This is a genomic window from Pseudomonas yangonensis, assembly GCF_009932725.1.
In the GTDB taxonomy this organism is placed as follows: domain Bacteria; phylum Pseudomonadota; class Gammaproteobacteria; order Pseudomonadales; family Pseudomonadaceae; genus Aquipseudomonas; species Aquipseudomonas yangonensis.
This window is the reverse complement of the sequence record NZ_BLJU01000022.1, coordinates 167,425-193,053: the sequence shown is the minus strand read 5'-3', so window position 1 is coordinate 193,053 and position 25,629 is coordinate 167,425. Positions and strand designations below refer to the sequence as shown.

General features: G+C 61.8%; 24 protein-coding genes and 1 pseudogene. 5 read left to right on the top strand and 20 right to left on the bottom strand.

Annotated features, from left to right (window positions below):
• Window positions 1-9: 9 nt before the first annotated feature.
• The 16 genes and pseudogenes from GYB81_RS20780 to GYB81_RS20705 all read right to left on the bottom strand — a co-directional run bounded on the left by GYB81_RS20780 (window position 10) and on the right by GYB81_RS20705 (window position 17,267).
• Entirely contained in the window at window positions 10-1,335 is a 1,326-nt protein-coding gene (locus GYB81_RS20780; protein ID WP_106732297.1) for an OprD family porin, read from the bottom strand.
• Between the two features lie 157 nt (window positions 1,336-1,492).
• A complete protein-coding gene (locus tag GYB81_RS20775) occupies window positions 1,493-1,825 on the bottom strand; it encodes a DUF2790 domain-containing protein (RefSeq protein ID WP_004574339.1) in 333 nt (110 codons plus the stop codon).
• Window positions 1,826-1,970: 145 nt separating this feature from the next.
• A complete protein-coding gene (locus GYB81_RS20770) occupies window positions 1,971-5,120 on the bottom strand; it encodes an efflux RND transporter permease subunit (protein ID WP_161867432.1) in 3,150 nt (1,049 codons plus the stop codon).
• Entirely contained in the window at window positions 5,117-6,577 is a 1,461-nt protein-coding gene (locus tag GYB81_RS20765; RefSeq protein ID WP_161867433.1) for an efflux RND transporter periplasmic adaptor subunit, read from the bottom strand. Before GYB81_RS20765 ends, GYB81_RS20770 begins: the two co-directional genes overlap by 4 nt.
• A complete protein-coding gene (locus GYB81_RS20760; RefSeq protein WP_161867434.1) occupies window positions 6,574-7,836 on the bottom strand; it encodes a TolC family protein in 1,263 nt (420 codons plus the stop codon). The genes GYB81_RS20765 and GYB81_RS20760 overlap by 4 nt, the downstream gene beginning before the upstream one ends.
• Window positions 7,837-8,532: 696 nt before the next feature.
• A pseudogene (locus tag GYB81_RS20750) lies at window positions 8,533-9,150 on the bottom strand (IS5-like element ISPpu18 family transposase); the annotation flags it as partial.
• Window positions 9,151-9,298: 148 nt separating this feature from the next.
• Window positions 9,299-9,472 (bottom strand): hypothetical protein, encoded by a 174-nt coding sequence (locus GYB81_RS24520; protein ID WP_172979186.1) that lies wholly within the window; start codon window positions 9,470-9,472, stop codon window positions 9,299-9,301.
• Between the two features lie 10 nt (window positions 9,473-9,482).
• Entirely contained in the window at window positions 9,483-9,980 is a 498-nt protein-coding gene (gene radC, locus GYB81_RS20745) for a RadC family protein (protein ID WP_009686157.1), read from the bottom strand.
• On the bottom strand, window positions 9,952-10,902 hold the full coding sequence (locus GYB81_RS20740) for a recombination directionality factor (protein ID WP_152489664.1): 951 nt from the start codon (window positions 10,900-10,902) through the stop codon (window positions 9,952-9,954). The genes radC and GYB81_RS20740 overlap by 29 nt, the downstream gene beginning before the upstream one ends.
• 86 nt (window positions 10,903-10,988) lie before the next feature.
• Window positions 10,989-11,993 (bottom strand): YqaJ viral recombinase family nuclease, encoded by a 1,005-nt coding sequence (locus tag GYB81_RS20735; RefSeq protein ID WP_152489663.1) that lies wholly within the window; start codon window positions 11,991-11,993, stop codon window positions 10,989-10,991.
• Window positions 11,994-12,073: 80 nt separating this feature from the next.
• Entirely contained in the window at window positions 12,074-13,042 is a 969-nt protein-coding gene (locus GYB81_RS20730) for a DUF932 domain-containing protein (protein WP_037051478.1), read from the bottom strand.
• 90 nt (window positions 13,043-13,132) lie between these two features.
• Complete coding sequence (locus GYB81_RS20725; RefSeq protein ID WP_037051480.1) at window positions 13,133-13,462, bottom strand: hypothetical protein; 330 nt, start codon at window positions 13,460-13,462, stop codon at window positions 13,133-13,135.
• Window positions 13,463-13,656: 194 nt separating this feature from the next.
• Window positions 13,657-14,124 carry a hypothetical protein gene (locus GYB81_RS20720; protein WP_141239066.1) on the bottom strand — a complete coding sequence of 156 codons (468 nt, stop codon included), beginning with the start codon at window positions 14,122-14,124 and terminating at the stop codon, window positions 13,657-13,659.
• Between the two features lie 301 nt (window positions 14,125-14,425).
• A complete protein-coding gene (locus GYB81_RS20715) occupies window positions 14,426-15,631 on the bottom strand; it encodes a tyrosine-type recombinase/integrase (RefSeq protein ID WP_037051483.1) in 1,206 nt (401 codons plus the stop codon).
• Between the two features lie 203 nt (window positions 15,632-15,834).
• Window positions 15,835-16,362 (bottom strand): inorganic diphosphatase, encoded by a 528-nt coding sequence (gene ppa, locus GYB81_RS20710; RefSeq protein WP_013717208.1) that lies wholly within the window; start codon window positions 16,360-16,362, stop codon window positions 15,835-15,837.
• 77 nt (window positions 16,363-16,439) lie between these two features.
• Window positions 16,440-17,267, bottom strand: coding sequence for a M90 family metallopeptidase (locus tag GYB81_RS20705; protein WP_161867435.1), 828 nt, complete (start codon window positions 17,265-17,267; stop codon window positions 16,440-16,442).
• A 114-nt stretch (window positions 17,268-17,381) separates the two neighbouring features.
• On the opposite strand from GYB81_RS20705, the gene GYB81_RS20700 reads away from it, so the two are divergent.
• Window positions 17,382-18,965, top strand: coding sequence for a serine/threonine-protein kinase (locus GYB81_RS20700; RefSeq protein ID WP_161867436.1), 1,584 nt, complete (start codon window positions 17,382-17,384; stop codon window positions 18,963-18,965).
• 27 nt (window positions 18,966-18,992) lie between these two features.
• On the opposite strand, the gene GYB81_RS20695 is transcribed toward GYB81_RS20700, so the two are convergent.
• Window positions 18,993-19,448: a GNAT family N-acetyltransferase gene (locus GYB81_RS20695; protein ID WP_161867437.1), complete on the bottom strand. Its 456-nt coding sequence runs from the start codon at window positions 19,446-19,448 to the stop codon at window positions 18,993-18,995.
• A 241-nt stretch (window positions 19,449-19,689) separates the two neighbouring features.
• Here GYB81_RS20695 and mpl point away from each other — a divergent pair, with 241 nt between their 5' ends.
• The 4 genes from mpl to GYB81_RS20675 are packed head-to-tail and all read left to right on the top strand — an operon-like array spanning window position 19,690 to window position 22,258.
• Window positions 19,690-21,045, top strand: a complete 1,356-nt coding sequence (mpl, locus tag GYB81_RS20690) for a UDP-N-acetylmuramate:L-alanyl-gamma-D-glutamyl-meso-diaminopimelate ligase (RefSeq protein WP_161867438.1) — start codon at window positions 19,690-19,692, stop codon at window positions 21,043-21,045.
• Window positions 21,046-21,675, top strand: coding sequence for a flavin prenyltransferase UbiX (gene ubiX / locus GYB81_RS20685; RefSeq protein ID WP_148119056.1), 630 nt, complete (start codon window positions 21,046-21,048; stop codon window positions 21,673-21,675).
• A 14-nt stretch (window positions 21,676-21,689) separates the two neighbouring features.
• Window positions 21,690-21,974, top strand: a complete 285-nt coding sequence (locus tag GYB81_RS20680) for a DUF2845 domain-containing protein (protein WP_232005492.1) — start codon at window positions 21,690-21,692, stop codon at window positions 21,972-21,974.
• Complete coding sequence (locus GYB81_RS20675; protein WP_012019737.1) at window positions 21,971-22,258, top strand: YceK/YidQ family lipoprotein; 288 nt, start codon at window positions 21,971-21,973, stop codon at window positions 22,256-22,258. The genes GYB81_RS20680 and GYB81_RS20675 overlap by 4 nt, the downstream gene beginning before the upstream one ends.
• A gap of 101 nt (window positions 22,259-22,359) precedes the next feature.
• On the opposite strand, the gene GYB81_RS20670 is transcribed toward GYB81_RS20675, so the two are convergent.
• From GYB81_RS20670 to GYB81_RS20660, 3 genes are all read right to left on the bottom strand, one after another.
• Window positions 22,360-22,839: a YbaK/EbsC family protein gene (locus GYB81_RS20670; RefSeq protein ID WP_161867439.1), complete on the bottom strand. Its 480-nt coding sequence runs from the start codon at window positions 22,837-22,839 to the stop codon at window positions 22,360-22,362.
• A gap of 336 nt (window positions 22,840-23,175) precedes the next feature.
• Window positions 23,176-24,948, bottom strand: coding sequence for an acyl-CoA dehydrogenase C-terminal domain-containing protein (locus tag GYB81_RS20665; RefSeq protein WP_161867440.1), 1,773 nt, complete (start codon window positions 24,946-24,948; stop codon window positions 23,176-23,178).
• 69 nt (window positions 24,949-25,017) lie between these two features.
• Window positions 25,018-25,629, bottom strand: a complete 612-nt coding sequence (locus GYB81_RS20660; RefSeq protein ID WP_161867441.1) for a class I SAM-dependent methyltransferase — start codon at window positions 25,627-25,629, stop codon at window positions 25,018-25,020.

The window sequence follows — 25,629 nt, the reverse complement described above, 5'->3', positions numbered from 1 at the left end:
GCACCGAGGTTAGAGAACTTCCAGCGGGTATTCGACAATGAAGCGGAACTCATCCAGATCCGACTCGAAGTCGGTGGCGCGAGTCGTGGCTTGTCGAATGCGAAAGGACATGTCCTTCAACGACCCAGACTGCACAACGTACTTGGCCTCGATGTCCCGCTCCCAGCGCTTCTGGTTGGTCAACGGATCGCCGTTGTCATCACGGCGCATATAGACTTCGTTGGCGTTGCTGTAGTCGGCATCCCAGCCCTGGGCATATCGAGTCATGAAGCTCAATCCAGGCACACCGAAAGGCTCCATATCCAGGCCATAGCGCACTTGCCATGACTTCTCCTTCGGCGAGTTGAAGTCGCTGTACTGGATGGAGTTGTCGAGGTAGATGGAGTCCGATTGGCGCAAGTAGTCGAAGTCATCATCGCCATTGTTGCGCTGGAGACCCACCAGCACTGTGTGAGCGCCGAATTGGATGCCGACATTGCCGCTCCAGATGTTGTTATCGAAGCTCCCGAGGAGCTGCTTCCCTTCATCGACCGCCTTGTAGTAGTTCAGCCCGCCGATCAAGGCGACATCGTCCGCAAGCGGGTAGCTCAGCGTGGTGCCCGCGTAATATTGATTCCAGGCATCCTTGAGGCGGCTGGTGTAGAGACTAAAGCCGACGTTGTCATTAAGCGTGTAATCACCACCGAAATAGGCGATCCATGGCGAGTCCACTTCGCCCGCGTAGAAGGTAGCGAAGCCGTCGCGCATGCTGCTGGTATTGGGTTGGCTCATCGAGTGGAGGCGACCGCCCTGAAGCGACAGTCCTTCCACGCTGCTGTTGACCACGGTGACACCTCGAAAACTCTCCGGTAAAAGCCGTGCATCACCGTATTGGACGACCGGGCTGACGGGAAAGACGTCGCCTGCCTTGATCTCGGTATCCATGAACCGAGCTTTCACCGCGCCACCCAGTTTGGAGTAGTTATCCTCAGCCTGCCCGAGGCTGTTGTAAGGCAGCACATCGACTGAGCCACCGGCTCCTGAACGGCCGTCGCCGGTGTCAAGTTTGAGTCCTAGCATGGCAAAGGCATCGACACCGAAGCCTATGGTGCCCTCGGTGAAGCCAGACTCGAATCGGCCTATCACGCCATGCGCCCACTCTTCCGAATAGCCATTACCCGAGCTGCTGGACTGGCCTTTGCGGAAGTCACGGTTGAAGTAGAGATTTCGATTGAGGATGGTCAGGCTGCTGCCTTCGATAAATCCCTCGCCTTTCTCGCCGGCGGCCATTGCAGCTTGCCCGGTACTGACGCTCAGAGTGAGCAGAGAAAGTCCTAACAGGGTTCTGTTATTCATAAATGCTCCTGATGTTATTGGCAGTTGTCATTGTGTGGTCGCATATATGTGCCAAGCGCGCCGGGCATAGCCAGGCACGCCTTGGTCATATTTCCACATGCCAAATAACGTCAGGGTGACTTGGAAATTACATTTCAGTCAGCGCGATGTCATTTATCTAGTTTTGATTACGGCAACCTGTCCCGGCTGCCCGGTATTCAAGAATATTCAGATCGCCATTGGAGTCCTCGTAGGTCATCTGGGCCGGCATCACACCGCAGCTAGAGTCCGTCGGGGTAGTGGCCACGACCCTGGCGATATCGAGTTTCATGCCGTAGCGGTAATGAATAACTTCAGGCGGATTCTTTCCGTTAGCGGCAGCATACTCTTGCATGGCCTGCTCATTGGCCTGAATCATCCGACCATAAACACGATCAGCGCCGCCTTCTGCCAGAGTGGCAGAGGAAACAACCATAGCGGCAAGGGCTGCAATAACTTTGAGGCTTTTCATGTTTAATCACTCCTTCAAGGTGGTGATTAAAATATATCCGCTCAACCTGTCATAAAAATGAAGTCAAAGTTACATCGCCGTAATGCTTCCTGCCGCGTTACCCGGGCGAGTCAGCTTGGCGCGTGGCTTGCCCGGGTTTGTAAAGCTATAGCTCCTGCGGTGCGCGAACCTTCTGTGTACGCTGCCTTCGCATCAGCCAGTAGGCGGCCGGCAAAACCAGCATGGACATCAGCGGCGCGGTAATCATGCCGCCGACCATGGGCGCGGCGATGCGCTTCATCACTTCGGAACCGGCACCGCCGCCCCAGAGGATCGGCAGCAGGCCGGCGATGATCACGGCCACCGTCATCACCTTAGGCCTCACGCGCAGCACCGCGCCCTCACGAATGGCCTCAAGCAGGGCCGGATCACCGCTGCGTCCAGAGTCCAGCCGAGCATGCCAGGCATTCTTCAGGTACAGCAGCATGATCACCCCAAATTCCGCCGAGACGCCGGCCAAGGCGATAAAGCCGACCCCAGTGGCAACCGACAGGTTGAAGCCGAACCAGTAGAGCAGCCAGATGCCGCCCGATAGGGCGAAGGGCAGGGTTGCCATGATCAGTAGGGCCTCACCGAAGCGGCTGAAGGTCAGGTAAAGCAGCACGAAGATGATCAACAAGGTCGCCGGTACCACCCAGGCCAGCCGTGCATTGGCGCGCTCCAGGTACTCGAACTGACCGGAGTAGGAGACGGTCATGCCGGCGTCGAGTTGTACCCGCTTGGCGACGCGCTGCTGCAGCTCGCGCACGGTCGAGGCCAGGTCGCGCCCGCGGACATCGACATAGACCCAGCCGGACAGTCGCCCGTTCTCGCTGCGCAGCATCGGCGGCCCTTCGGTCAGACTAACCTGGGCGACGGTGCCCAAGGTGATCTGCTGGCCGGCTGGGGTGAGGATCGGCATACGCCGTAGTGCCTGCGGACTGTCTCGCCACTCCTTGGGATAGCGCAGGTTGATCGGGAAGCGGGCCAGTCCTTCAACCGTCTCACCAATATTGCTGCCGCCGATGGCGCCCGATACCACCGCCTGCACATCGGCGATGCTCAGGCCATAGCGCGCCGCGGCCAGTCGATCGATCTGGATGTCCACGTAACGGCCGCCAGTAAGGCGTTCTGCCAAGGCCGAACTCACCCCAGGCACCTCTTTGGCCACGGCCTCGATATCGCGCGTTATGCGCTCGATGTCGACCAAGGAGGTTCCGGACACTTTCACCCCAATGGGGCTCTTGATCCCCGTCGCCAGCATGTCGATGCGGTTGCGGATGGGCGGCACCCAGATATTGGACAGCCCCGGAACTTTTACCGCGCGATCCAGTTCCTCGATCAGCTTTTCGGGTGTCATTCCCGCGCGCCATTGTTCGCGCGGCTTGAATTGCACGGTGGTCTCGAACATTTCCAGCGGTGCCGGATCGGTAGCTGTCTCCGCTCGCCCGGCTTTGCCAAATACCCGGGCCACCTCCGGCACCGTGAGGATCATGCGGTTGGTTTGCTGCAGCAGCTGGGTTGCCTTGCTCGCCGGCAAACCGGGCAGGGCCGAAGGCATGTACAACAGATCGCCTTCGTCCATGGGCGGCAGGAACTCTCCTCCGAGTCTGCTGAGGGGCCACAGACTGGACACAAAGACCAGCACGGCCAGCGCCAAGGTCACCTTGGGCCAGGCCAGCACCCACTCCAGCACCGGCCGGTATGCGCCGATCAGCCAGCGGTTCAAGGGGTTTTGCTGTTCGCTGGGGATATGCCCACGAATCCAGTAGCCCATTAGCACCGGTACGAGGGTGACTGAGAGGCCGGCAGCAGCGGCCATGGCATAGGTCTTGGTAAAGGCCAGCGGGCCAAACAGCCGTCCTTCCTGGGCCTCCAGGGTAAAGACCGGGAGGAACGATAGGGTGATGATCAGCAGGCTGAAGAAGAGTGCCGGCCCGACCTCGGCCGCGGCTTCGCCGATGACTCGCCAGTGCGCCTCACCCTGGAGCGGTTCATTGGGGTGCCGCGCCTTCCAGGCCTCGATGTGCTTGTGCGCGTTCTCGATCATCACCACGGCGGCATCGACCATGGCGCCGATGGCGATGGCGATCCCGCCGAGCGACATGATGTTGGCATTGACGCCCTGGTAGCGCATGACGATGAAGGCCATCAGGATGCCCAGGGGCAGGGTGATGATCGCAACCAGAGACGAGCGCAGGTGCCAGAGAAAGATCAGGCAAACCAAGGCAACCACCACGAACTCTTCCAGCAGCTTGTAGCTGAGGTTGTCGATGGCACGGTCGATCAGTTGCGAACGGTCATAGGTAGTGACCACTTCGACGCCGGCGGGCAGGCTGGCTTTCAGGCTGTCCAGCTTGGTCTTCACGGCAGCGATGGTGTCACGGGCATTCTTGCCGGAGCGCAGGATGACCACGCCACCGACCACTTCACCCTGGCCGTCCAATTCGGCAATGCCGCGACGCATCTCTGGCCCCAGTTGAATGGTGGCCACCTGGCCTAGCAGCACCGGAATTCCGCTAGCCGAAGCCCGCAGCGGCACATTGCGAAAATCATCCAGGCTCTCCAAATAGCCCGAGGCCCGCACCATGTACTCGCGCTCCGCCAGCTCCAGAATGGCGCCGCCGGTTTCCTGGTTGGCGCTCTTCAGCGCCGCTTCGACTTCCTGCTGAGTTACCCCGTAAGCCACCAACTTCTGCGGATCGAGCAGCACCTGATACTGCTTGACCATGCCGCCGAGGGTGGCCACCTCGGCCACGTTGGGCAGGCTCTTGAGCTCGTACTTGAGAAACCAGTCCTGCATCGCACGCAGCTGGGACAGGTCATGCTGGCCGCTGCGGTCGACCAATGCGTACTGATAGATCCAGCCCACGCCGGTGGCATCCGGGCCCAGAGTGGTGGTGACGCCCTCCGGCAGGCGTTCCTGGGCCTGGTTGAGGTACTCCAGCACGCGCGAGCGCGCCCAGTAGAGATCGGTGTCGTCCTCGAACAGCACATAGACGAAGGAGTCGCCGAAGAACGAGTAGCCGCGCACCGTCTTCGCCCCCGGGACCGAGAGCATCGTGGTGGCCAGCGGATAGGTCACCTGGTTCTCGACGATCTGCGGCGCCTGGCCGGGAAAGCTGGTTCTGATGATGACCTGGGTGTCTGAGAGATCCGGCAACGCGTCCACCGGCGTGTTGCGCAACGACCAGATCCCTAAAGCGGTGATGAACAGGGTCGCCAGCAGCACCAGGAAGCGGTTGCCTATCGACCAGTAGATCAGGCGCGCGATCATGGCTGCTCTCCTTGCTTGTCGAGCCGCTCTATTTGCAAGCCGGAGTCCGTCTGACGAGCGCCGATGCGTACGTGATCCCCGGGATTGAGTCCCGCAGCTACTTCAGGGCTGGCCAGCGGAAATGCCATGGTCATGCCGGGCATGTTCAGGCTCTCGAATGGACCGTGCTCCAGGGTGACCTCCTCGGCGTCCAGGGCACGAATCACGCCATGGGACTCATGGAGTTTCTTTGCATTGTCCAGCTCGACATGGCTGGCCACGACACCCTGGAGGCTGGCCTCCGAGTCGATCAGGAACTGGCCGGAGGTAACGACCGACTGTCCTTCCTCAAGACCGGACAACACCTCCAGACGCCCATCGGCCTCGCGGCCCAAAGTGATCTCCAGGGGGCGGTAGCGCCCATCGGCTTCGGCCAGCATCACCAGCGCACGCTTACCGGTGCGAATCACAGCTTCACTCGGGATCAGTAGCGCGGGTTGTTCGACGCTGCTGTTCAGGCGCACGGCGGCGAACATGCCGGGGCGCAATTTACCGGCGGGATTGGTGAGCTCGCTGCGCACCGTGAGTGTACGCGTCTGCGAGTCGGCACTCGGCAGCAAGGCGACGACACGACCTTGCAGAGGCTGTTCTGGGAAAGCGGTCAGGGTGGCGGTGATGCTCGCGCCAAGCTGAACCGCTCCAGCTTGGTCTTCGGGGATTGCGGCATCGAGCCAGACCGTGGACAGCCCGTTGATCCGCGCCAGGTCCTGGCCGGCTGCCACGGTCATCCCGGCACGCACTTCCAATGCCTGCAGCTCGCCGGCGATGGGCGTGGTGATGGTCTGAACCGCCCGTGGCTGGCCGCTGCGACGAACCTGCTCGACCAACGATTGAGGCATGCCAAGCAGGCGCAGGCGCTCCTGGGCCGCACTTATCAAGCGCGTGTCAGCAGTACGCAACACAGCCAGGAACTCCAGCTGGGCGGCAGACCATTCGGGAATCAGCAGGTCGACGAGGGGCGTACCGGCGGGCAATACATCGCCAGGGGCGTGTCCGTAGACCCGCTCGACGAACCCACCCGCTCGGGCCTGCAGGTTCGCCACCTCGCGCTGGTTATAGGCCAGGGAACCCACCGCCTCGATATCCGAGGGCAGTACACCTCGGATCACCATCGAGGTTCGCATTCCGAGGTTCTGCACGGCTTGAGCGGGGATGCTCAGGACAGACGGATCCTGCTCGGATCCTGCGTATTTAGGGACAAGTTCCATATCCATGAAAGGTGACTTGCCCGGTTTATCGAAGCGCTGCTCAGGCTGCATAGGGTCGTACCAATAGAGCACCTTGCGCTCGTCCGTCGGTGCGGAGCTAGGCAGTAGCTCGTGTTTGGCTTGCCGCTGGGCCAGCCAGTAGCCACCGCCCGCCGCGCCAATGCCCACGGTCAGCACGGCGACCGCAAAACCAAATGTCGATATCTTCATTTCAGGCCCTCCACATAGGCGTAGTACAGGCTTGCGGAGAGCTGGCTCAACTTGCGCTGCTGTTCAATCTGCCGCAGCTGCGCCTCAATCAGGTCGCGCTGGGCAGTAATAACGGATGTGAGCTGGCTGTTACCGGCTTGGTAGGCGGCCAGTTCGAGATCGGCACGTTTGCTTGCAAGCGGGATCAAGGTTTTTTCGGTGCGTGACAAGGTCCTGCGCAGTTGCTCAAGCTCGGCAATACCGCCTTCCAGCTCAGCCTGATGGGCGCGCAGTAATGCTTCCTGCTCGGCTTCCATCTGCGACACGCTTTGTTGTCTGGCGTTGATCTTGGGCCCCTGACGTGTGCCTACGAACAACGGCAGGTCGAACGTGAATTGCACCATCACCATATCGCCGAACTGGTTGTTGCGATTGTTGTAGGCAAACTCAACACCCCAGTCGGGGGTCTTCTCGGCGATGGCCTCGTTCAGCTCGGCGCTAGCCTCGCCGACTCGGGCGGAGGCAGCGCGCAACTCAGGGTGTGAGGCAATGCGTTGCTGCAGGTGCGGTGCCACCAGGTTCAGATTGGGAACACCTCCTTGCAAAGGCTGGTCAGCCTCGTTGCCTATCCAGCGGCGCAGCTTGGCACGAGCTACTGCCACATCGCGATTCAGTTCATCTCGCCGATCTTGTAACGCCAAAGCTTCCTGGTCGGCCTGCAACAGCTCGCCAGGCTGAGCACTACCGCCGGCAATTAGCGATTGCACGGTCGAGCGGAGCATCTCGATCTGACGGTCCAGTTGATCGAAGAGGCCAACACTGCGTTCGGCGTAGTACACATCCAGCCAGCTCACTGCCGTCTGGCGCTTGATTTCCAACTGCATGGCACGCTGCTCGGCCTCGGCCCGCGTCATGGAGGCTTCGGCCAGTTGGCGACGGGCCAGACGCTTGTCGCCGTTTGGTACCTCCTGCATGAGTCCAATACGGCGCATGGTCATGGAGTCACGATTAAGTGTGTAACGGTCAGGGCCTTCGATCGGCAGGTTGTCGATGCCTAGAATCAGCTTGGGATCGGGCAAGGCGTCTGCGGGCCCTACAGCCTGCTGTGCCGATGCCACCTGCGCCTGGCGCGCGAGGTTCTCAGGGGCACTCTGTTCGGCCAGAGCTTGGGCTCGTTCGAAGGTTAGGGGCTGTGCCTGCGCGGCAAGCCAGGGAGCTGCCCAGAATGCGGCAGCCAACACGCCGAGATAGCCACGGCGTGGAAAAAGGAAAGCGGACATGCTTTCGCCTCCAATGCGATTGATCGAGGTCGCAGCTACGAAACGTGGTCGCGACGATGCGCCTGACTGTAAGGCGCGGGATGATCACGGCATTAGACGAAACGAGGAGGGCGCCAGAGTCCTGCGGGCTCTCGCTTAATCACCGACTGGGTCAGCAATATCTCGGGGCGTGAGGGGAGAGGGGATATGCTCTTGATCACGGTGGTCTGGAGAAGTCCTCCGGTCTTGCATTCCTGGCCGGATTTGCAGGGGGACTTATTGGCCACCCCATCAGACGTGTCCATTTGCTCGCAGCACGGAGCATCGACCATTGCATGGCCCTGATGATCGGCGCTCTGCATCGGGCAAGGTTGTGCCGGCATGCTGAAAGCCACACCGCCGAAGGTCGGCAGCACGAGGCTAGCAATCATTAGCAGGATCAATCCAATCCGACGCACAGCAATTCACCAGGCGGGGCAATAGGCCAACGATAGCAGATTGCCCCCGAGCCATGAATGCTCCTTTTGACGATAACAGCACTTCGTTGATTTGGATCAAATAGAGTGTCTAGGGAAGGTCTGAAGTAACCCTGTATTTCCGGTCGACTTCAGCCCTCGCTGCTTTTGAAAGCGGGCCGTCGATCAAAATCGACCAGGTAACCCGCTCAGTTCTCCGTTTTTGGCCGCCGCGAGCACCTCGCAGCAGCCATTTTCCGCATTACAGGTGCACCTTTCCTGCGGTAGTCAGCAAATGTCGGCGCGCCATCCATAGGTTCGACAGCGCGAACAGCGTCACCAGCTGAGCGGTGTTCTTGGCCAGGCCACGGAAGCGCACCTTCACGTAACCGAACTGGCGCTTGATCACTCGAAACGGGTGCTCGACCTTCGCTCGCACTTGTGACTTGGCCTTCTCGATCTTGCGCTTGGCTTTGTACAGGGCGCTGCGTTTATCGAGCTTCTTGTAGGTGCTGCGGCGTGCTGCGACCTGCCAGATCACTTCGCGGCCAGCATGTTCGGGGCGCTTTTCGACGCCGGTGTAGCCGGCATCGGCGCAGACGACGTTCTCGTCACCGTGCAGCAGTTTGTCGACCTGGGTGATATCCGCCACGTTGGCTGCCGTGCCTACCACGCTGTGTACCAGCCCCGACTCATCATCTACGCCGATGTGCGCCTTCATGCCAAAGTAATACTGGTTCCCTTTCTTGCTCTGGTGCATTTCCGGGTCGCGCTTGTCGTCCTGGTTCTTGGTCGAGCTGGGCGCGTGGATCAGTGTGGCATCGACGATAGTGCCCTGGCGCAGCGACAGGCCGCGATCCCCCAGGTAGCCATTGATGATGATCGGGTGGTTGTGATTGTGGTCGCAGTGGGCAAGCGTGAACGAAGTGCAGCTTACAAGGCAGCAGGTAAGCGTTAGCTACCAGGGCAAAAGAAAAAAGAGGGAGCCATTGCAGGCAGTCTTTCGACTACCCACGCTGGCTCACTGTTCAAGGGTTCATTCTTACTTTCTGCTTCCGGTAGATCCAGCACGCCAACACCACGGCAATCAGCAATGGTGGAAAGCGCACCATCAGAATCATCAGCAGCAATATCGCCAGACAACCGGCCAAGATCCCGGCAAACATTAATGCCGAGGCAACAGTCCGTAGCAGCAGTTTCATTGGCACCTCCTTACAGGTAGCCGCGCTCAGCCAACGACACACAATCCTCCTGGCCTACCACAACGTGATCGAGCGTTCTGACTCCGACCAGATTCAGTGCGTCCTGCAGTTTCGTGGTGAGATTGCGATCCGCCTGGCTGGGCTCGGGATCACCTGAGGGGTGGTTGTGTACCAGGATGATTGCCGCTGCGTTGTGTTCCAAGGCGATCTTCACGATTTCCCGTGGGTAGACGCTGGCTCCATCCAGGGTTCCGCGAAACACTTCCTCGAACGCAATCACCCGGTGTCGGCTGTCGAGCATGAGCAGTGCAAAAACCTCGTGCTCATAATCAGCCAGCAGCGTCTGCAGGTGACTGAACGCCTCCTTAGGCGAGGTCAGTGCACGTCCCTTGCGCAGGCGCAGACTGGCCAGTTGCCTGGCCATCAGCAGGATGTCGTTTTCCGTCACCGGCGACTCGACCAGGTAGGTGCCGGTCGTGTCACTGGCTTTCAGCTTGTGCAGGCGCATGGCGGCCTCCTTGGTCTCGGTCTGTGGGTGGGGTTTGACGAGCAGCTTGTGCATCGAGCTTTTCAGTCAGGCTGGGTTTGGTGGGGTTGAGTTGCGAAATTGTTGCTGCAGCAGGGGCTTCACCCTCGGGGTAGAACTCTTCCACGATGGCGCTGACATCCTCCTCGCTGTCTTCGAATGCTCCGTTGCCAAAGCCGCGTCGTGCTGCCTCATCCAAGGCGGCTTGATCGAAGCCTGCAGCTTGCCGCCGCGAATCGAGTTCACTGGCGGTCACCAGCGCTTCAGCCATGTCCATGCCACCGCGTACTGTCAGGTCGGCGTAGAAGATCGGCGTGCCATGACTCTGGCGAGTCGACTTACCTCGCAGGCGCAACTCCAGCGGCAGACAGGCCAGGCGATTACCCGAGATGGCTTGGAAGTAATGCAGGCGGGCTGCGAGGGTGCGGATGCTGTTGAAACCGGTGGTGCGGAATACAAAGCTTCCCAGCGGATCCTCATCGCCAATGACCACGTTCAGTCGACCGTAGGGCTTGCAGGCACCGCCTTTGGCCAGTGGGCAGGCATCCGGTGAAGGGCAGGGCAGCGACTGCATGCCGTCCTGCGTGACCCGCTTGCAGGTCTCGCCATTGCCGACGCAGATCGGACGCCCCGATTGCCGGTCGAACAGTGTGTAGTCAGCCCTGAAGTTCAGCTCCGGTTCGTTGAACAGCAGACGTACCGGAATGCTGCGCAGCTTGTCGTCCTTGCCCTGACGTAGCTCGTCATTGAGAGGGTGCAGCAGCCAGCCGTCCTTACCCTGCACCTGGGACGTGATGGTGAATTGGTCATCCTTCTCCGGCAGCCGTTTGCCGTTCTTCTCGATGACCTTGCCGATGGAAATCCGCCCGAGCACCGGCGGGGTGATAGCCAGACCTTTGAGCATGGTGTGTCTCCTGGAAATGAAAAAAGGCCAGCCACGCAGCGCTAACTGCATGGACTGGCCAAGGGGAGGGATGGAGTAGTTGGGTTTCAGCCCACCAGGAAGCGTCGTGCACCTGGTTTCAGCAGTGGGTACTTGGCTTGCAGGTAGGGCTTGTCCTTGAGCAGTTGAGCGACATCGAAGCCGATGCTGTCCTTGGCCTTGCGCCAGCTGATGTAGCCGCTGGAGAACTCCGCCCGGCTGGCATCGCCCATGGCCTGCTGCAGCATCTGCTTTAGCTCAGCCTCGCGTTTTTCCTTGTCGGCAATCGACTGACGTACGGCTTTCAGCTCGACGTAAGCCGCGCTGAGCCCGGCATGCTGGCTGAAGTCGACGACTTGGCCGTTGTCCTCCGGGTACAGGCTGCGTAGCGCCATTTCCGCCGAAGCCGAGCCATCGGCAGGGGGTGGCGTATCAGTCTCCACGTAGTGCCAGAACTGGCGCTCCAGCTCGATCAGGCTAGCGATCATCTGCTCATCCCGCTCGATACGGTGGATCTCCAGCGTCTGACCACCCAGCAGTACCGCCACATCCGCCGCCTGCTTGCCGGTGACGGCGAGCTGGTGCATCACCTGCAGCTGCACATACTCCGGCACGCCCTCTTTCCAGAGGCGTGCCCCGTTTATGCCGGCTGTCTTGCACTCGAGAATCTGCACATCGTCGGCCCCGATCACCTCGCGGTCGATGTTGGCCAGCATCCAGGACAGCTCGGGATTGGGATGCTGCAGCACGGCGTTGATGCGACGTACCTTGTTCTTTGTACGCTTGCTGTAGTGCCAGGCTACGATGGGCTCCAGCACGTTGCCCCAGTACATCGGGCTTTCCTCATCCTGAGGATCAGCCTTGGGCATGCTGGCATCGCGACCGGTCTTCTCCATCCAGAGTTCCAGCTGCGACTTATAGGGGTTCAGCCCTACTGCCGCAGCTGCGTCCGAACTGCCGATACCTTGCTTGCGGATCTGCAGCCAGTCCTCGCGCGGCAGCTCCTTAGTGCTGACCAGGCGCAGAGCTGGACGAGATTTGCTGGTGCTGCGATTCAATGAAGTGGCTTTCATAGCGTTCACCTTGCAGAAATAGAAACGCCCGACCTGCAACGAAGCGGGTCGGGCGTTATGGGGTGGAGTAGGTAAAAAGGTCAGGCGACCAGTTGCAGGGCAGTATCCAGAGCGCGTTGCTTGATCTGGGCACCTTGGCCGAACCAGGCAGAGTCGAGGCGGTATTCCGTGCTGCGTGCCCGGCGTTCGTGATCGACGTACTCGGTCACGGCATTGAGCAAGCCCCAGGCGGTGCCGCGTGCCGAGTCCAGCTGGCTGCCGCGACCACGACCTTCGTACAGCTCCTGCACTTTGCGCAGAGCGCGTTCGTTGGGCAGTTGCTCCGGCAGTGCGCCAGTCGGGCTTGTGTCGCACATCACGTTCATAAAGAAGCCCAGTGCCTCATGCCACTGCACCTTGCGTTCAGCCAGGTGGCGCATGCGGTACATGAAGTCATCCCATTGCGAGACGGCGATACCGAGCTGCTTCTTCACCAGATCGCCATCGAAGCGTGTGCTGTGCGGCACCTTGATCGCACGGCTGGTGCCGTCCAGGGCGATGGTCAGGGTGTTGTTGCAAACTACGCGGATGGTGGTGGGCGTTGCTGTGGTGGCCAGAGTGCCGTCACAGGAAGTGGCCAGCAGCAAATAGCCGTTCACTTGGTCGTTGCCCTTGATTGCAGCGCCTTGGCCGGTTCGCGCCAGCGCCCAGAACTTGCGACCGCCCTTGAGCACTCCAGCGGTTTCCAGCTCGTAGCCGGAGACCTCGGTCAGGTCCCGGTAGAACTCCAGCACATCCTTGGGCTGCACGGTGTGGTAGCGGTGCGAGACCACCGACAGCGGTGCCTTGGTGTCCGAACGATAGAGCACCTTCTGTTCGGGGAAAGAATGGATCGCGCCCAGGTGGCCGATGGCGTCCGACTTGAAGTGCACGGGGCTTTCCAGGATCTGCCAGTCCATACCGGCTTCGCGCTGCCAGACTTCGATGGGTTGTTTCTGAGTGAGCTGATTGCCCAGGCCGTGCCACGGGGTGGCGCCAGCGTAGGCCATGGTTTCGACGAGATGTGCCATGTGAGGGATTCCTTTGGATGCAAGCCGGCATAAAGCGCCGCGCGAGGCGCAGCACCGTCCGGACGACTGAGATGAGAGAAGAGGGGGCGATCAGGTCGGGAGGTTGAAGCGATGACCGCAGAGCAGGCAGAGGTTGTGGGCCAGAACGTGGCGGTCGAGTGACTCACCGAGCTGAGCACCGAGAGCGCAGCCCGCGACACCTCCCGCCAGGCCGGCGAGGATGGCGCCTGATACGGAACCGAGGGTAATGCCGACCGGGCCGGCGAATGCGCCGATAACTGCGCCAGCCTGGCCGCCAGCCAGGGCAGCGCTGACGCCACGCGCAACACCGCCTACCGTGCCGATGGTGGCACCAGTTTTCATGGCGTGATGAAAGGAAGCAACTTTGGGGGAGTGACAGCGAGGGCACTGCAATGACATGGGGCGAACCTCATTGGTGTGATGTCATTGCAGTAATGTGTGGCTGAGATTTTTTTGAATCGAATGGCTGTTTTGCAGCTGCGAAACCAAGGGTGCCACTAGCTTTTATCGGTCAGCCAGTCAGCACTTAGTTTTGGTTGGCTGCTTCAGGCTGTAGCCGGCCATGGGTGTGCAGATCCGGCGTCGCCCTCAGATTATGGGTGTTTCCCGCTTGCACACCAGTCATTCCATTCATTGAGTTGTTCGTTCACGATTAGTGCTTCTTCACCCGCCTCTTTCCTAAAGGCAGCAATCCAGGCGTCCACGCAACTTTCGGGTGCTGGATTTCCTGCCTGTACAGGACCTAGAGCTTCGAGGCGAGTGGCCAGAGCATTGTTACGATTGACCAGGGCTATATAGCCGCAGCGTGAGTCACGGCAGCTCGCATCCATGAGCCCCGCCCAGTTTTGATGGTCGAATTCAAGTTGCTGTAGTGCCTCTTGGGTTGTGGCTGGGTGGTTTCGTATTTTTTCATAGAGGCCTTTCATCTTTTGTACTTCTGGAAGGGCTATAGCGTCGTAGCACTGCATTACTGCACGGGGAGTGTCCCGGCTTTCACAATAGCCATTTGCAATTGATGATGTCGAATACAGGGTCGCCAAGACTAATATGGCTGCTCTCATTATTGGTCTCCTTGCTGGTTTTTTGTTCTATTGCTTCATGGATATCGGTTAGGCGTCATGCTTGGCGTGCTCATGATTTATTAGCTTTACGCTGTACTCATTGCTGGTGCTGCCAAAGAAAAAGTCACGCTGAAAGTATGTGTAGCTGAGAAGCTACGCATGCTGACGATTAACCTGGCCTTGAGTCATGAGCCATGGGACTTCGTTGCGCTATGGGGGGCGAAAGCCCACCCCTGAATCGGCTCTCACTTAACAGAGTAGGTCGTTTCAGGGGTGTTGCTTTAGGGGTGATTGAAAACGGTCACTGTTGGCTCGTGCAGAATTCGGCCCAGTCAGTCATTAGTGCCCTGCGTTTTTCCAAGAGGTCCGAGCGTGAATAGGCCGCCTCGGTCTGGTCGCGTTCGTCATGGGCAAGCGCAAGCTCGCACACCTCTCGCGGGTAGTTGGTGCATTCGTTTGCCCAGTCCCGGAAGGTGGATCGAAAGCCATGTCTCGTGATGTCTGCATACCCCAGCTTGTGCAGCAGGTTGCGTACGGCGTTGCCATGCATGACACCAGTCTTCCCTTGCCCAGGGAAAAGATATATTGAATGAGTCTTATTCATGCTTTTCAGCATCTCGACCACCGGGGGCGATAGAGGAATGACGAAAGGTTTTCGCATCTTCATGCGCTCAGCCGGCAGTGCCCAAGTGCCAGCTTCGAGGTCAAACTCGGGCCATTGAGCATGTTGGATCATGTGGTAACGAGCGCCGGTCAGAATCAGCAGCCTGGCTGCGATGGCGTCACGTGTATCGATTTTTGCTAGAGCGGCTATCAGCTTCGGGGTGTCTTTCCATTGCAGTGCTGGAAAGTGCTGGCGCTGCCTGGCCTTCTTTTTCTCTGCCTTGCTCAGCAAGTTGTCCAGGTGTCCGCGCCAGCGGGCAGGATTGTCCCCTTCGCGTAAGCGCCTGGCCTTGGCTGCATCCAGTATTTGCTCGATCTGGCCTCTGATTTCATCAGCAGTCCGGGTCTTGGTTACCCAGATGGGTTGCAATGCAGCAAGCACATGCTCGGTGCTGATGATGTCAGCCGACAACTTGCCCATGGTCGGGAAAGCGTAGAGCTCCAGTTTGCGCAGCCAGCCTTTTCGCCACTTCTCAGACCAACTGCCGCCATGTGCCTGTTGGTATTCGCGAGCGAGATCCTCGAACGTCGTGCGACGCGCTGCAGCCTGGCGTTCGGCCTCGCGCTTGGCTTCCTTTGCCGCATCGCGGGTTGCCAGTGGGTCGCTTCCGGAGGCGAGGAGCTTGCGTTGGTCGGCGGCCAACTGCCGGGCTTGGCTGAGTGTGATGGCGGGGAAGGGGCCTAGCCCCATTTCGCGGCTGCGGCCATCCAGCTTGTAGCGGAAGATCCAGCTGGTGCCGCCGCTCTTGGATACCTGGAAGTACAGGCCATCGCCATCATTGGTTTTTCCTGGCGTTGCAGCCTTGGCTATCGACTCTACGGTCTTGCTGGTCAGCTTGCCCATTACTCGCTCCTACTCCAACCCACACCCCTCAACCCACACTCTGACCCACACCTTGGTTGCGGATTTTATGGATGGCTACGGGATGTCTTGGGACGGATGCTAAGCTGTAAGGCGCGTATTTGCTAGGGCTGTAGGATCTTGCTGGATTTCTTCGGGCAATAAAAAAGCCGGCTTGTGGCCGGCTTTTCGGAGGTGGTCAGGGCTTACTTCTGGTATGCCGCGACTGCCTTGTTGATCAGGCCGCGGGCTTCTTCAGCGCCGCCCCAGCCTTCTACCTTGACCCACTTGCCCTTCTCGAGATCCTTGTAGTTCTCGAAGAAATGCTTGATCTGCTCGATCAGCAGCGCGGGCAGGTCGGTGTATTCCTGAACGTCCTTGTACAGAACGGTCAGCTTGTCGTGCGGAACCGCAACCAGCTTGGCGTCGCCGCCAGCTTCGTCGCTCATGTGCAGTACGCCGACCGGACGGGCGCGGATCACCGAACCCGGCGCGACCGGATAAGGGGTCACGACCAGCACGTCGAGAGGGTCGCCGTCGTCGGCCAGGGTGTGCGGGATGAAACCGTAGTTGGCCGGGTAGAACATCGGGGTGGCCATGAAGCGGTCGACCATCAGGCAGTCGGTGTCGTGGTCGATCTCGTATTTGATCGGCGCATGGTTGGCCGGGATTTCGATGGCGACGTAGATGTCGTTCGGCAGGTCTTTGCCAGCCGGGATCTTGCTGTAGCTCATGGGTGAACTCCCAGGGAGGGCCAAAAAAGTGGGGCGCATTATAGGCGGATTCGCATGGCGTTACTACGTCGTGTGAATCAGCCATTGGTCGCGGTTTCGACCGTCCGGTAGTCGGGGTGTTCCACCTGCAGACGCTGCAGCCTGGCGAGGGTGTCCTGGCGGTAGAACAGCGCCAGTTGCCGGTAAACCTCGGGGAAGGCCGCGGCGAGCAGATCCGGGGCGCTGAAGAAGTATTCGCTGGTTACGGCAAAGAATTCCGCCGGGTCTTCGGCCGCGTACGGGTCGATGGCGGTTTCCGCCTCGGGGTTGGCATCCAGCTCTGCGTTGAGGGCGTCATAGGCGCTCTGCATGGCGTGGGCCCAGTCCTGCACGCGCATGTCGCGGTGCAGCGGCGGCAGGCCGTTGGCGCCGCCTTCGAGCATGTCCAGCTTGTGCGCCAGCTCGTGGATTACCAGGTTGTAGCCTTCCCAGCCGCCGCTGGCTTCGATACCGGGCCAGGCGAGGATCACCGGACCCTGCTGCCAGGCTTCGCCGCTGCGCGCGTCGTCCCATTCATGTTCGATGCCGCTGGCATCGCGGTGGCGTTGCGGGCTGAGGAAGTCATCGGGGTAGAGCACGATCTCGTGAAAGCCCTGATACCAGTCCAGATCGCCCAGGTGCAGCAGTGGCAACTGGGCCTGGGCGGCCAGCAGCAGGTGCTCGACCGGGCCGAGCTGCAGGCCGGGCAGGGCCGTCAGGTGCTTTTCATGCAGGAACAGTACGGCGCGCTCGCGAAGCTGCTGCTCCTCGCGTTCGTCGAGGCCATCGAGGATCGGCAGGCGTCTGCGTACTTCCGCCCAGTGGGCAGGGTCGACAGGGTTGCGTTCGAGGGTGCGACGACGGCGCCAGGCCTTGAAGGACCACATGCATGCAGGCTCGTTGGAAACATTCGGCCACCATAAGGGGGCTCGGTCCTGGCGACAAGTCGGCACAAAGGCTGCAACACCACCGGCAGCTTCGCTGCAGCAGGAGGGCTGAGCATGGCGCTGCAATTGCTGGAACATCCCGGAATCACCCTGGTATCCGGTACCGGGCTGGACCTGCCGCACCAGGCCGCGCGAGCTCGGGCGATGTGGCTGGCAGGGCGCCAGCAGCGCCCGCCGCTATTGCTGGTGATGCTCCTTTGGGCGCGCCACTGCCCCGACGTGGTGCACAGCCTGGAGCGCCAACTCGATGCGCTGTTCGCCGATTTTCGCTGCACGCCGCAGGGCTGGAGTGAAACCCAGGCAGCGCGCCAGGTGTTGGCGGCGCTGAATCTGCAACTGTTTCGCCGCCAGCAGGGCGGGCGCGGTATTGCCGAGCTGCATGCCGGTGTCCTGCTGGTTCAGGGCGACGATTGGCAGTTTCTGCAGGCCGGCAGTGTCGGCCTGGCGCGTGCGCAGGCGAATGGTCTGCAGATACTGCCCGGACGCGAGGGCCAGGCCCTCGGTACTCAGGCCGAGCTGGCGCTGATTCAGCACAGTCTGCAGCCGAGGCGTTATGAGCATCTGTTGCTGGCGCCACAGCCGCTGCTCGACGTCAGCGATCTGCAACGGCTGCGTACCCCGGCGGAGATGACGCTGGACGCGATGCTGCAACCCTTGCTGCAGGCTCCAGGTGCTGCGGTATTGCTACGCATCGGTGAAAGACAATGTCCGCCAGTGCTGCTACCAGCGCCGGCAAGACCCGCACTGAGGCAGATTGTCTGCGGTCAGCAAGTCGATGGCTGGACGTTGTTGCGCGAATGCCCCTATGGCCCGTCTGGGCGCATGTTCGTCGGCCGCGATGCTGACGGGCGAGAAGCCGTGCTCTGGTTCGCCGACGAGGACGCCGACGAGGCGTTCTGGCAGCGCGAGTGGGCCTTGCGACGCAGCCCGCAACAGGCCTTGCCGCAGGTACTCTCGATGCACCAGGCACGTAGCCATGCATACCTGGCTATGGCCAAACCGCTACGCGGCATGCGCAACCTGTTCGATTGGGTCGCCGCCCGGGGCTCGCCGGATGCACAAACGCTGCTGCGCATCGTGACGCAGTTGATCGCCGCCATGCGCTCGCTGCAGCGCCGCGGCATGCAGGGGTTATGGCTCAACCCCAGGCAGATCCTGCTCGGCGATGACGGACAGGTGATGCTGTTGCCAGGCGCGGCCGCGATTCTTCCGGGTGTTGCGCGGCAGCCGCTACCCGAACAGGCGGTGCCGCTGGCGCCCGAGCTGCGAGGCGGCCGTGCGCTGGACGGTCGTGCGGATCAGTTCGCCCTGGCGGCTCTGGTCTACTGGCTGATGTGCGGGCAATGGCCAGCAGCGGCGCGTGAGGATGTCGGCCCCGGCCACTGCTATGTGCCCTTGGCCAGCTTCGCTGTTCAGGTGCCGCAAGGTTGGGATGGGGTATTGGCCCGTGCGCTGGCGCCGCAGCCGCAGGCGCGTTTCGAGGCGCTTTCGGAGTTTCAGCTGGCGCTGCAGCAGCCCTTACAGCAGCGGCGCAGCCAGGCGCTACGGCGTGCGCCCCTGCAGCCCGTACGTCTGGCAGCATCGGGGCTGCTCGTGTTGCCGCTGCTATTGGGGCTGTTACTCGGTCTTGGCGGCTGATGGTTAGCAGCCGCAGCGGTGGCTCGATCAGTCGGAATTGATCGGCAGCACGTAGTTCTTGAACTGCTCGTCCTCGACGAAACCGATGGACTCGTAGACCTTCTGCGCCACCTCGTTGTCGCGGCTGGTGGCCACGCGCATGCGCACGGCGTTGGTGTCCCTGGCCATCTTCTTCGCGGTCTGCAGCAGGCGATCAGCGACCAGTTGGCGCCGCGCATCCTCGGCCACGTAGATGTCGTTGAGGATCCACACGCGCTTGAGCGACAGCGACGAATAGCTGGGGTAGAGCTGGCAGAAACCGAGCAGCTTGTCCTCGTCGTCGGCCAGGGCCAGGTAGATCACCGACTCCTTGCGCCGCAGGCGCTTCTCGAGGAACTTGCGTGACGACTCGGGGTAGGGCAGTTCGTTGTAGAACTCGCGGTATTTGACGAACAGCGGGGTCAGCAGGTCCAGGTGCTCCAGGGTGGCTTGGACGATGCGCATGGTGGGCCTCGGCTTCTGTGATTGAACTGGATGGACGATGCAGCTGTTGTGCCAGCAGACCAGCCGATGCTGCCTCAAAGCCAGTTGAATGCGCAATCCAAGCAAGCGTTTGATTTCGGCTGATCGGCAACTTGCCCGCGGCGCTTGGGTCTGAGCAGGGCACAGCAGCCGCCCGCTGGGCGCTGTGCTAACCTGCCGCCATCGCTTCACGCCCCTGCGTCGGGCTTTATAGAGGTCATTCATGCACATCCATATTCTCGGCATCTGCGGCACCTTCATGGGCTCGCTCGCCGTTCTGGCCAAGGAACTCGGTCACCGCGTCACCGGCTCCGACGCCAATGTCTACCCACCCATGAGCACCCAGCTCGAAGCCCAGGGCATCGAACTGATGCAGGGCTATGACCCGGCGCACCTGCAGCCAGCGCCCGATCTGGTGGTGGTGGGCAACGCCATGAGCCGCGGCAACCCGGCAGTCGAATATGTATTGAACAAGGGCCTGCCCTACGTTTCCGGCCCGCAGTGGCTGGCCGACCATGTGCTGCAGGGCCGCTGGGTGCTGGCGGTGGCCGGCACGCACGGCAAGACCAGCAGCTCGAGCATGCTGGCCTGGGTGCTGGAGCATGCAGGTATGAGCCCGGGCTTTCTGATCGGTGGCGTGCCGCAGAACTTCGGTATTTCCGCACGTTTGGGTGGAACCCCGTTCTTCGTGGTCGAGGCCGACGAGTACGACAGCGCCTTCTTCGACAAGCGCAGCAAGTTCGTCCACTACCGCCCGCGCACCGCGATCCTGAACAATCTGGAGTTCGATCACGCGGACATCTTCCCGGACCTGGCGGCAATCGAGCGGCAGTTCCATCATCTGGTACGCACCATTCCCAGTGAGGGCCTGGTCATCCACCCGGCCAGCGAAACCGCGCTGGCGCGGGTGATCGAGATGGGCTGCTGGACACCTGTGCAGACCACCGGCGAAGACGGCCAGTGGCAGGCTCGCCTGCTCAGCGCCGATGGCTCGCGCTTCGAGGTGAGCTTCGATGGCAAGGTCGAGGGCGTGGTGGAGTGGCAACTGACCGGCCAGCACAACGTTGCCAACGCTCTGGCCGTGCTCGCGGCAGCGCGCCATGTTGGTGTGGTGCCCGCGCTGGGCATCGAGGCGCTGGGCAAGTTCATCAACGCCAAGCGGCGCATGGAAAAGGTCGCCGAAGTCGGTGGCGTGACCATCTTCGACGATTTCGCCCACCATCCCACGGCTATCGCCACCACGCTCGATGGCCTGCGCAAGCGTGTCGGCGATGATATCCAGGTGATCGCGGTGATCGAGCCACGCTCCAATTCGATGAAGCTCGGTGCTCATCGCGACGGCCTGGCCGAGTCGGCCGAGCAGGCCGATGCGGTGTTCTGGTACGCGCCGCCGAATCTCGGCTGGGATCTGGCGGCCACCGTGGCGCAGGCGCGCAATCCGACGCGCGTATGCGACTCGCTGGAGTCGATCATCGACGGCGTGAAGGCCCTGGCACGCCCCGGCACCCAGGTGGTGATCATGAGCAACGGCGGCTTCGGCGGCCTGCACGGCAAGCTGGCAGCAGCTCTGGAGGGATAGATGTCTGGCCCCGAGAGAATAACCCTGGCCATGACCGGCGCCTCCGGTGCGCAATATGGCCTGCGCCTGCTCGATTGCCTGGTGCAGGAAGAGCGCGAGGTGCACTTTCTGATCTCCAAGGCCGCGCAACTGGTGATGGCCACCGAAACCGACGTGGCGCTGCCGGCCAAGCCGCAGGCCATGGCGCAGTTCCTCACCGAATACACCGGCGCAGCGCCGGGGCAGATCCGCGTCTACGGCAAGGAAGACTGGATGGCGCCAGCGGCCTCCGGCTCCGGCGCGCCGACGGCCATGGTGGTGGTGCCGTGCTCAACCGGTACCCTGTCGGCCATCGCCACCGGTGCCTGCAACAACCTGATCGAACGCGCCGCCGACGTGGCGTTGAAGGAGCGTCGCCAGCTGATTCTGGTACCGCGCGAGGCGCCGTATTCGAGCATTCATCTGGAGAACATGCTCAAGCTGTCCAACCTGGGCGTGACCATCCTGCCGGCTTCGCCCGGCTTTTATCACCAGCCGCAAACGCTGGATGATCTGGTGGATTTCGTGGTTGCGCGTATCCTCAACTGCCTGGGCATACCCCAGGACATGCTGCCGCGTTGGGGCGAGCATCATATGGTGTCGGACGAATAGGGAGATCAATGTCCATGGCCAATCGTTACCTGTTGGGCTGCCTGCTGGCCCTTTCTATGATGCCTGCTGCGCAGGCTTCGATGCGCTGCGGCACTACGCTGATAAACGAGGGCGATCTGACGGTGGATGTCCGACGCAAATGCGGCGAGCCTGACCACCGCGAGGTGATCCCACCCAGCAGTCCGCAAGGTGGCGGGGTAACGGTGGAACAGTGGGTCTACGGGCCAAGCAACGGCATGTATCGTTACCTGCGCTTTCTCGACGGCAAGTTGGTCGAGATCCGGGTCACGCGCGGATGAGGCGAGGGCTGGTCGCCGGCCTGGCGTTGCTGAGCCTGACCGGCTGCGCCACGGTACGCACATTGGACGCGGCCAAGCCCGGTGCGCCGGTGGTCTACGCCGGTACCCGGCTGGACTGGTACACCATCAATGGCGGCTGCTGCCCGCTGGATCGTTTCGGCGCCGAGGCACCGCGCTATCCGGGGTTGGATCTGCCGGCCAGTGCGCTGCTCGATACCTTGCTGCTGCCGTTTTCGCTGGCTACTGCGCTGGGTGTGAGTCTGGGCGTCAGCGGCGGGTTGTAGGCCAACGAGATACGCCACTTTCTGATAACCGGCCCCGGATTGCATCCGGGCTACGGAAGGCTGCGGTGTCTGGAAAACTGTAGCCCGGACGCAATCCGGGATCAGCAGGCTTCCGTTTCCACTTCCTGGCACACGTCGATCCACTCGGCGTCCACCAGCTCGGCCAGGCGTTGCGGGGTGATGCGCACGGCGCTGTGGGTGGCGCCGGCAGCCGGCAGCACTTCGTCGAAGGCCAGCAGCGAGCGGTCGCAGTAGACGCTCAAGGGCGTGGCCAGACCAAACGGGCAGACGCCGCCGACCGGGTGGCTGGTCAGCTCGATCACCGTTGGCGCATCGAGCATGCGCGCCTTGGCGCCGAAGCATTCCTTCATCTTGCGGTTGTCGATGCGCGCGTCACCGCGGGCGACGATCAACACGTCGCGCTCGGCGATGCGAAAGGCCAGGGTCTTGGCGATCTGCCCCGGCGATACGCCATGCGCTTCGGCCGCTAGCGCCACGGTAGCTGTGCTGGTCTGCAGTTCGATGATCGCGATGTCGGGCGCCTTGGCGGCGAAGAAGGCGCGTACAGAGGCGAGGCTCATGAAGCGGTTCCCCAGTGCTGTCGAAGTGGGCACGACACGATGGCCAGCCGGATGCTGGCCAGGCGCAGCCCTTCTCGGTGCGCTTGTGGGGTCGTGACCACGGCGAAAAAACAAGCGGCCATGCTCGCGCTGCATGGCCGGATCGTCAAGGCCCGATGGCGTCAGTCTGCCAGCAGAAGGGCCGCTTTTACCGCTTCATCGAGCCCATAGCGGCCTTTTTCGTCTCGCTTCGTGACTGTTGGCCCCTTCGGAGTAAAAGTCACGACAGATAGAAGAGACGCTGCCCCGGCGTTCTCGATTTGTCAGGGGCGGGGCGACCCGCCCGATCGGCAATCGTTAGAACTGTTCGGCAGCCAGACCATAAAGCGGCTGGCTGCCGGCACGAATGCTCGCCTCCAGGCTCAGGGTGCGCGGCAGCAGACGGGCGAAGAAGAACTCGGCGGTGGCCAGCTTGCCGCCATAGAAGGCCTCGTCTTCGCCCTGCTTGCCCTGCGCCACCGCCGCCATGCGCGCCCACATGTAGGCGTAGGCGACGTAGCCGAACAGGTGCAGGTATTCCACCGAGGCGGCGCCGACGGCGTTGGGCTCACTCTTGGCCTGCTCCAGCAGCCAGCCGCTGACCGCCTCCAGGCGTTCCAGGGCTTCGATCAGGCGTTCGCGGTAAGGCGATTCATGGGCGTGGGCGAAGTCGCGCACCTCGGCGGCGAACAGGCGCAGCGCGGCGCCGCCGTTGGCCACCATCTTGCGTCCCAGCAGGTCGAGCGCCTGAATGCCATTGGTGCCCTCGTAGATCTGTGCGATACGCACGTCGCGCACCAGCTGCTCCTGACCCCATTCGCGGATATAGCCGTGGCCGCCGAACACCTGCTGGCCGTGTACGCAGCTTTCCAGCCCGGTGTCGGTGAAGAAGGCCTTGGCCACCGGGGTGAGCAGGGCGACCAGGGCTTCGGCATTCTGCCGCTCGCTAGCGTCCTCGGCGTACTTGGCCAGGTCGAGCTGCTGACCGACGTAGCAGGCAAAAGCCCGGCCGCCCTCGTTCAGCGCTTTCATGGTCAGCAGCATGCGACGCACGTCAGCGTGGACGATGATCGGGTCGGCGACCTTGTCGTGGTTCACCGGGCCGGTGGCGGCGCGGCTCTGGATGCGTTCGCGGGCGTAGCTGACCGCCGACTGATAGGAAGCCTCGGCGCAGCCGATGCCCTGGATGCCGATGGACAGACGCTCGTAGTTCATCATGGTGAACATCGCCGCCAGCCCCTTGTTGACCTCGCCGATCAGGTAGCCGGTGGCGCCGTCGAAATTCATCACGCAGGTGGCCGAGGCCTTGATGCCCATCTTGTGTTCGATGGAGCCGCAACTCACGGCGTTGCGCGCGCCGAGGCTGCCATCGGCGTTGACCATCACCTTGGGCACCAGGAACAGCGAGATGCCCTTCGGCCCGGCCGGCGCGTCCGGCAGCTTGGCCAGCACCAGGTGGATGATGTTCTCCGTTAAGTCTTGTTCCCCGCCGGTAATGAAGATCTTGCTGCCGGTGACCTTGTAGCTGCCGTCCGCCTGCGGCTCGGCGCGGGTGCGGATGATGCCCAGATCGGTGCCGGCATGGGCCTCGGTCAGGCACATGGAACCGGCCCAGCGGCCTTCGTACATTGGCGGCAGGTAGGTGGTTTTAAGGTCTTCGCTGGCGTGGGCGTCGATGGCCAGGCAGGCGCCGGAGCTCAGCGCCGAGTACAGCGCGAAGCTGGAGCCGGCGGCGTAGAGCATCTCCTCGAAGGCCACAGCGAGCATCTTGGGCATGCCCATGCCGCCGTAATTCGGGTTGCCGGACAGGCCGACCCAGCCGCCTTCGGTGTAGGTGGCATAGGCCTCGCGGAAACCGATCGGGGTGCGCACGTCGCCATCGACCCACTGTGCGCCTTCTTCGTCGCCGCTGCGGTTGAGCGGGGCGATCAGGCCGCCGGTGACCTTGGCCGCTTCTTCGAGGATGGCGTCGGCGGTGTCGGCATCGACGGTTTCGGCCAGGGCCGGCAGGCGTGCCCACAGGCTCGGCGCCTGGAAGACTTCATGGAGGACGAAGCGCATATCGCGCAGGGGAGCGTTGTACTCAGGCATCGGACACCTCGTGGGAAAGCTGACTTTCAAGGGTAGATGGTCTGGCCGCGCCTGCCCACCGCGCTCGTCTCAGTCTGCCCAGCCGCGATAGACGTGGGTCATCGGCCTTGGCCCCTTGAGGTAGCCGGTGCTCAGCTCGCGGATATGAAAGCCGCCGGCTCCTATCAGCGCGGGTATGTCGCGATCCAGATGGCAGCCGCCGGCCAGCGGTTTCCACAGCGGCGTCAGGCGCTTTTGCCAGCGCACCACCGGCAGATCCGGCGCCAGACCGTGTTCGCAGAACAGCAGGCGCCCGCCAGGCTTGAGTACGCGGCGCATTTCGCGCAGGGCGGCGATGGCATCGGGGATGGTGCACAGGGTGAAGGTGCAGACGATGTCGTCGAAGCTGGCGTCCGCCGCCTGAATCTGCCCCAGTTCCAGGGCGATCATTTCCACCGGCACCTGGCAACGTGCGGCGCGTTCGCGGGCCAGCTTCTGCATTTCCGCGGACGGGTCGACGCCGACCACCACCTCGACCCGCTGTGGGTCGTAGAAACTCAGGTTGAGTCCGCTGCCGATGCCGATTTCCAGCACGCGACCGTGCGCCAGCGGCACGATCTGCGAACGTGCCTTCATTACCGCGCCCATGCCGCAGGCGAGATCGATCAGGTGCGGCAGGATATGGCGGTCATAAAGGCCCAT

What these genes read in the sequence shown, in the direction of transcription:
- GYB81_RS24520 (WP_172979186.1), bottom strand. Translation starts at nt 9,472, where the DNA reads ATGAAACTGCTGCTACGGACTGTTGCCTCGGCATTAATGTTTGCCGGG.
- GYB81_RS20780 (WP_106732297.1), bottom strand. Translation starts at nt 1,335, where the DNA reads ATGAATAACAGAACCCTGTTAGGACTTTCTCTGCTCACTCTGAGCGTC.
- GYB81_RS20730 (WP_037051478.1), bottom strand. Translation starts at nt 13,042, where the DNA reads ATGGCACATCTCGTCGAAACCATGGCCTACGCTGGCGCCACCCCGTGG.
- GYB81_RS20765 (WP_161867433.1), bottom strand. Translation starts at nt 6,577, where the DNA reads ATGAAGATATCGACATTTGGTTTTGCGGTCGCCGTGCTGACCGTGGGC.
- ubiX (WP_148119056.1), top strand. Translation starts at nt 21,046, where the DNA reads ATGTCTGGCCCCGAGAGAATAACCCTGGCCATGACCGGCGCCTCCGGT.
- GYB81_RS20670 (WP_161867439.1), bottom strand. Translation starts at nt 22,839, where the DNA reads ATGAGCCTCGCCTCTGTACGCGCCTTCTTCGCCGCCAAGGCGCCCGAC.
- GYB81_RS20675 (WP_012019737.1), top strand. Translation starts at nt 21,971, where the DNA reads ATGAGGCGAGGGCTGGTCGCCGGCCTGGCGTTGCTGAGCCTGACCGGC.
- radC (WP_009686157.1), bottom strand. Translation starts at nt 9,980, where the DNA reads ATGCGCCTGCACAAGCTGAAAGCCAGTGACACGACCGGCACCTACCTG.
- mpl (WP_161867438.1), top strand. Translation starts at nt 19,690, where the DNA reads ATGCACATCCATATTCTCGGCATCTGCGGCACCTTCATGGGCTCGCTC.
- GYB81_RS20725 (WP_037051480.1), bottom strand. Translation starts at nt 13,462, where the DNA reads ATGTCATTGCAGTGCCCTCGCTGTCACTCCCCCAAAGTTGCTTCCTTT.
- GYB81_RS20720 (WP_141239066.1), bottom strand. Translation starts at nt 14,124, where the DNA reads ATGAGAGCAGCCATATTAGTCTTGGCGACCCTGTATTCGACATCATCA.
- GYB81_RS20705 (WP_161867435.1), bottom strand. Translation starts at nt 17,267, where the DNA reads ATGTGGTCCTTCAAGGCCTGGCGCCGTCGTCGCACCCTCGAACGCAAC.
- GYB81_RS20760 (WP_161867434.1), bottom strand. Translation starts at nt 7,836, where the DNA reads ATGTCCGCTTTCCTTTTTCCACGCCGTGGCTATCTCGGCGTGTTGGCT.
- GYB81_RS20735 (WP_152489663.1), bottom strand. Translation starts at nt 11,993, where the DNA reads ATGAAAGCCACTTCATTGAATCGCAGCACCAGCAAATCTCGTCCAGCT.
- GYB81_RS20775 (WP_004574339.1), bottom strand. Translation starts at nt 1,825, where the DNA reads ATGAAAAGCCTCAAAGTTATTGCAGCCCTTGCCGCTATGGTTGTTTCC.
- GYB81_RS20770 (WP_161867432.1), bottom strand. Translation starts at nt 5,120, where the DNA reads ATGATCGCGCGCCTGATCTACTGGTCGATAGGCAACCGCTTCCTGGTG.
- GYB81_RS20700 (WP_161867436.1), top strand. Translation starts at nt 17,382, where the DNA reads ATGGCGCTGCAATTGCTGGAACATCCCGGAATCACCCTGGTATCCGGT.
- ppa (WP_013717208.1), bottom strand. Translation starts at nt 16,362, where the DNA reads ATGAGCTACAGCAAGATCCCGGCTGGCAAAGACCTGCCGAACGACATC.
- GYB81_RS20715 (WP_037051483.1), bottom strand. Translation starts at nt 15,631, where the DNA reads ATGGGCAAGCTGACCAGCAAGACCGTAGAGTCGATAGCCAAGGCTGCA.
- GYB81_RS20740 (WP_152489664.1), bottom strand. Translation starts at nt 10,902, where the DNA reads ATGCTCAAAGGTCTGGCTATCACCCCGCCGGTGCTCGGGCGGATTTCC.
- GYB81_RS20695 (WP_161867437.1), bottom strand. Translation starts at nt 19,448, where the DNA reads ATGCGCATCGTCCAAGCCACCCTGGAGCACCTGGACCTGCTGACCCCG.
- GYB81_RS20660 (WP_161867441.1), bottom strand. Translation starts at nt 25,629, where the DNA reads ATGGGCCTTTATGACCGCCATATCCTGCCGCACCTGATCGATCTCGCC.
- GYB81_RS20665 (WP_161867440.1), bottom strand. Translation starts at nt 24,948, where the DNA reads ATGCCTGAGTACAACGCTCCCCTGCGCGATATGCGCTTCGTCCTCCAT.
- GYB81_RS20680 (WP_232005492.1), top strand. Translation starts at nt 21,690, where the DNA reads ATGGCCAATCGTTACCTGTTGGGCTGCCTGCTGGCCCTTTCTATGATG.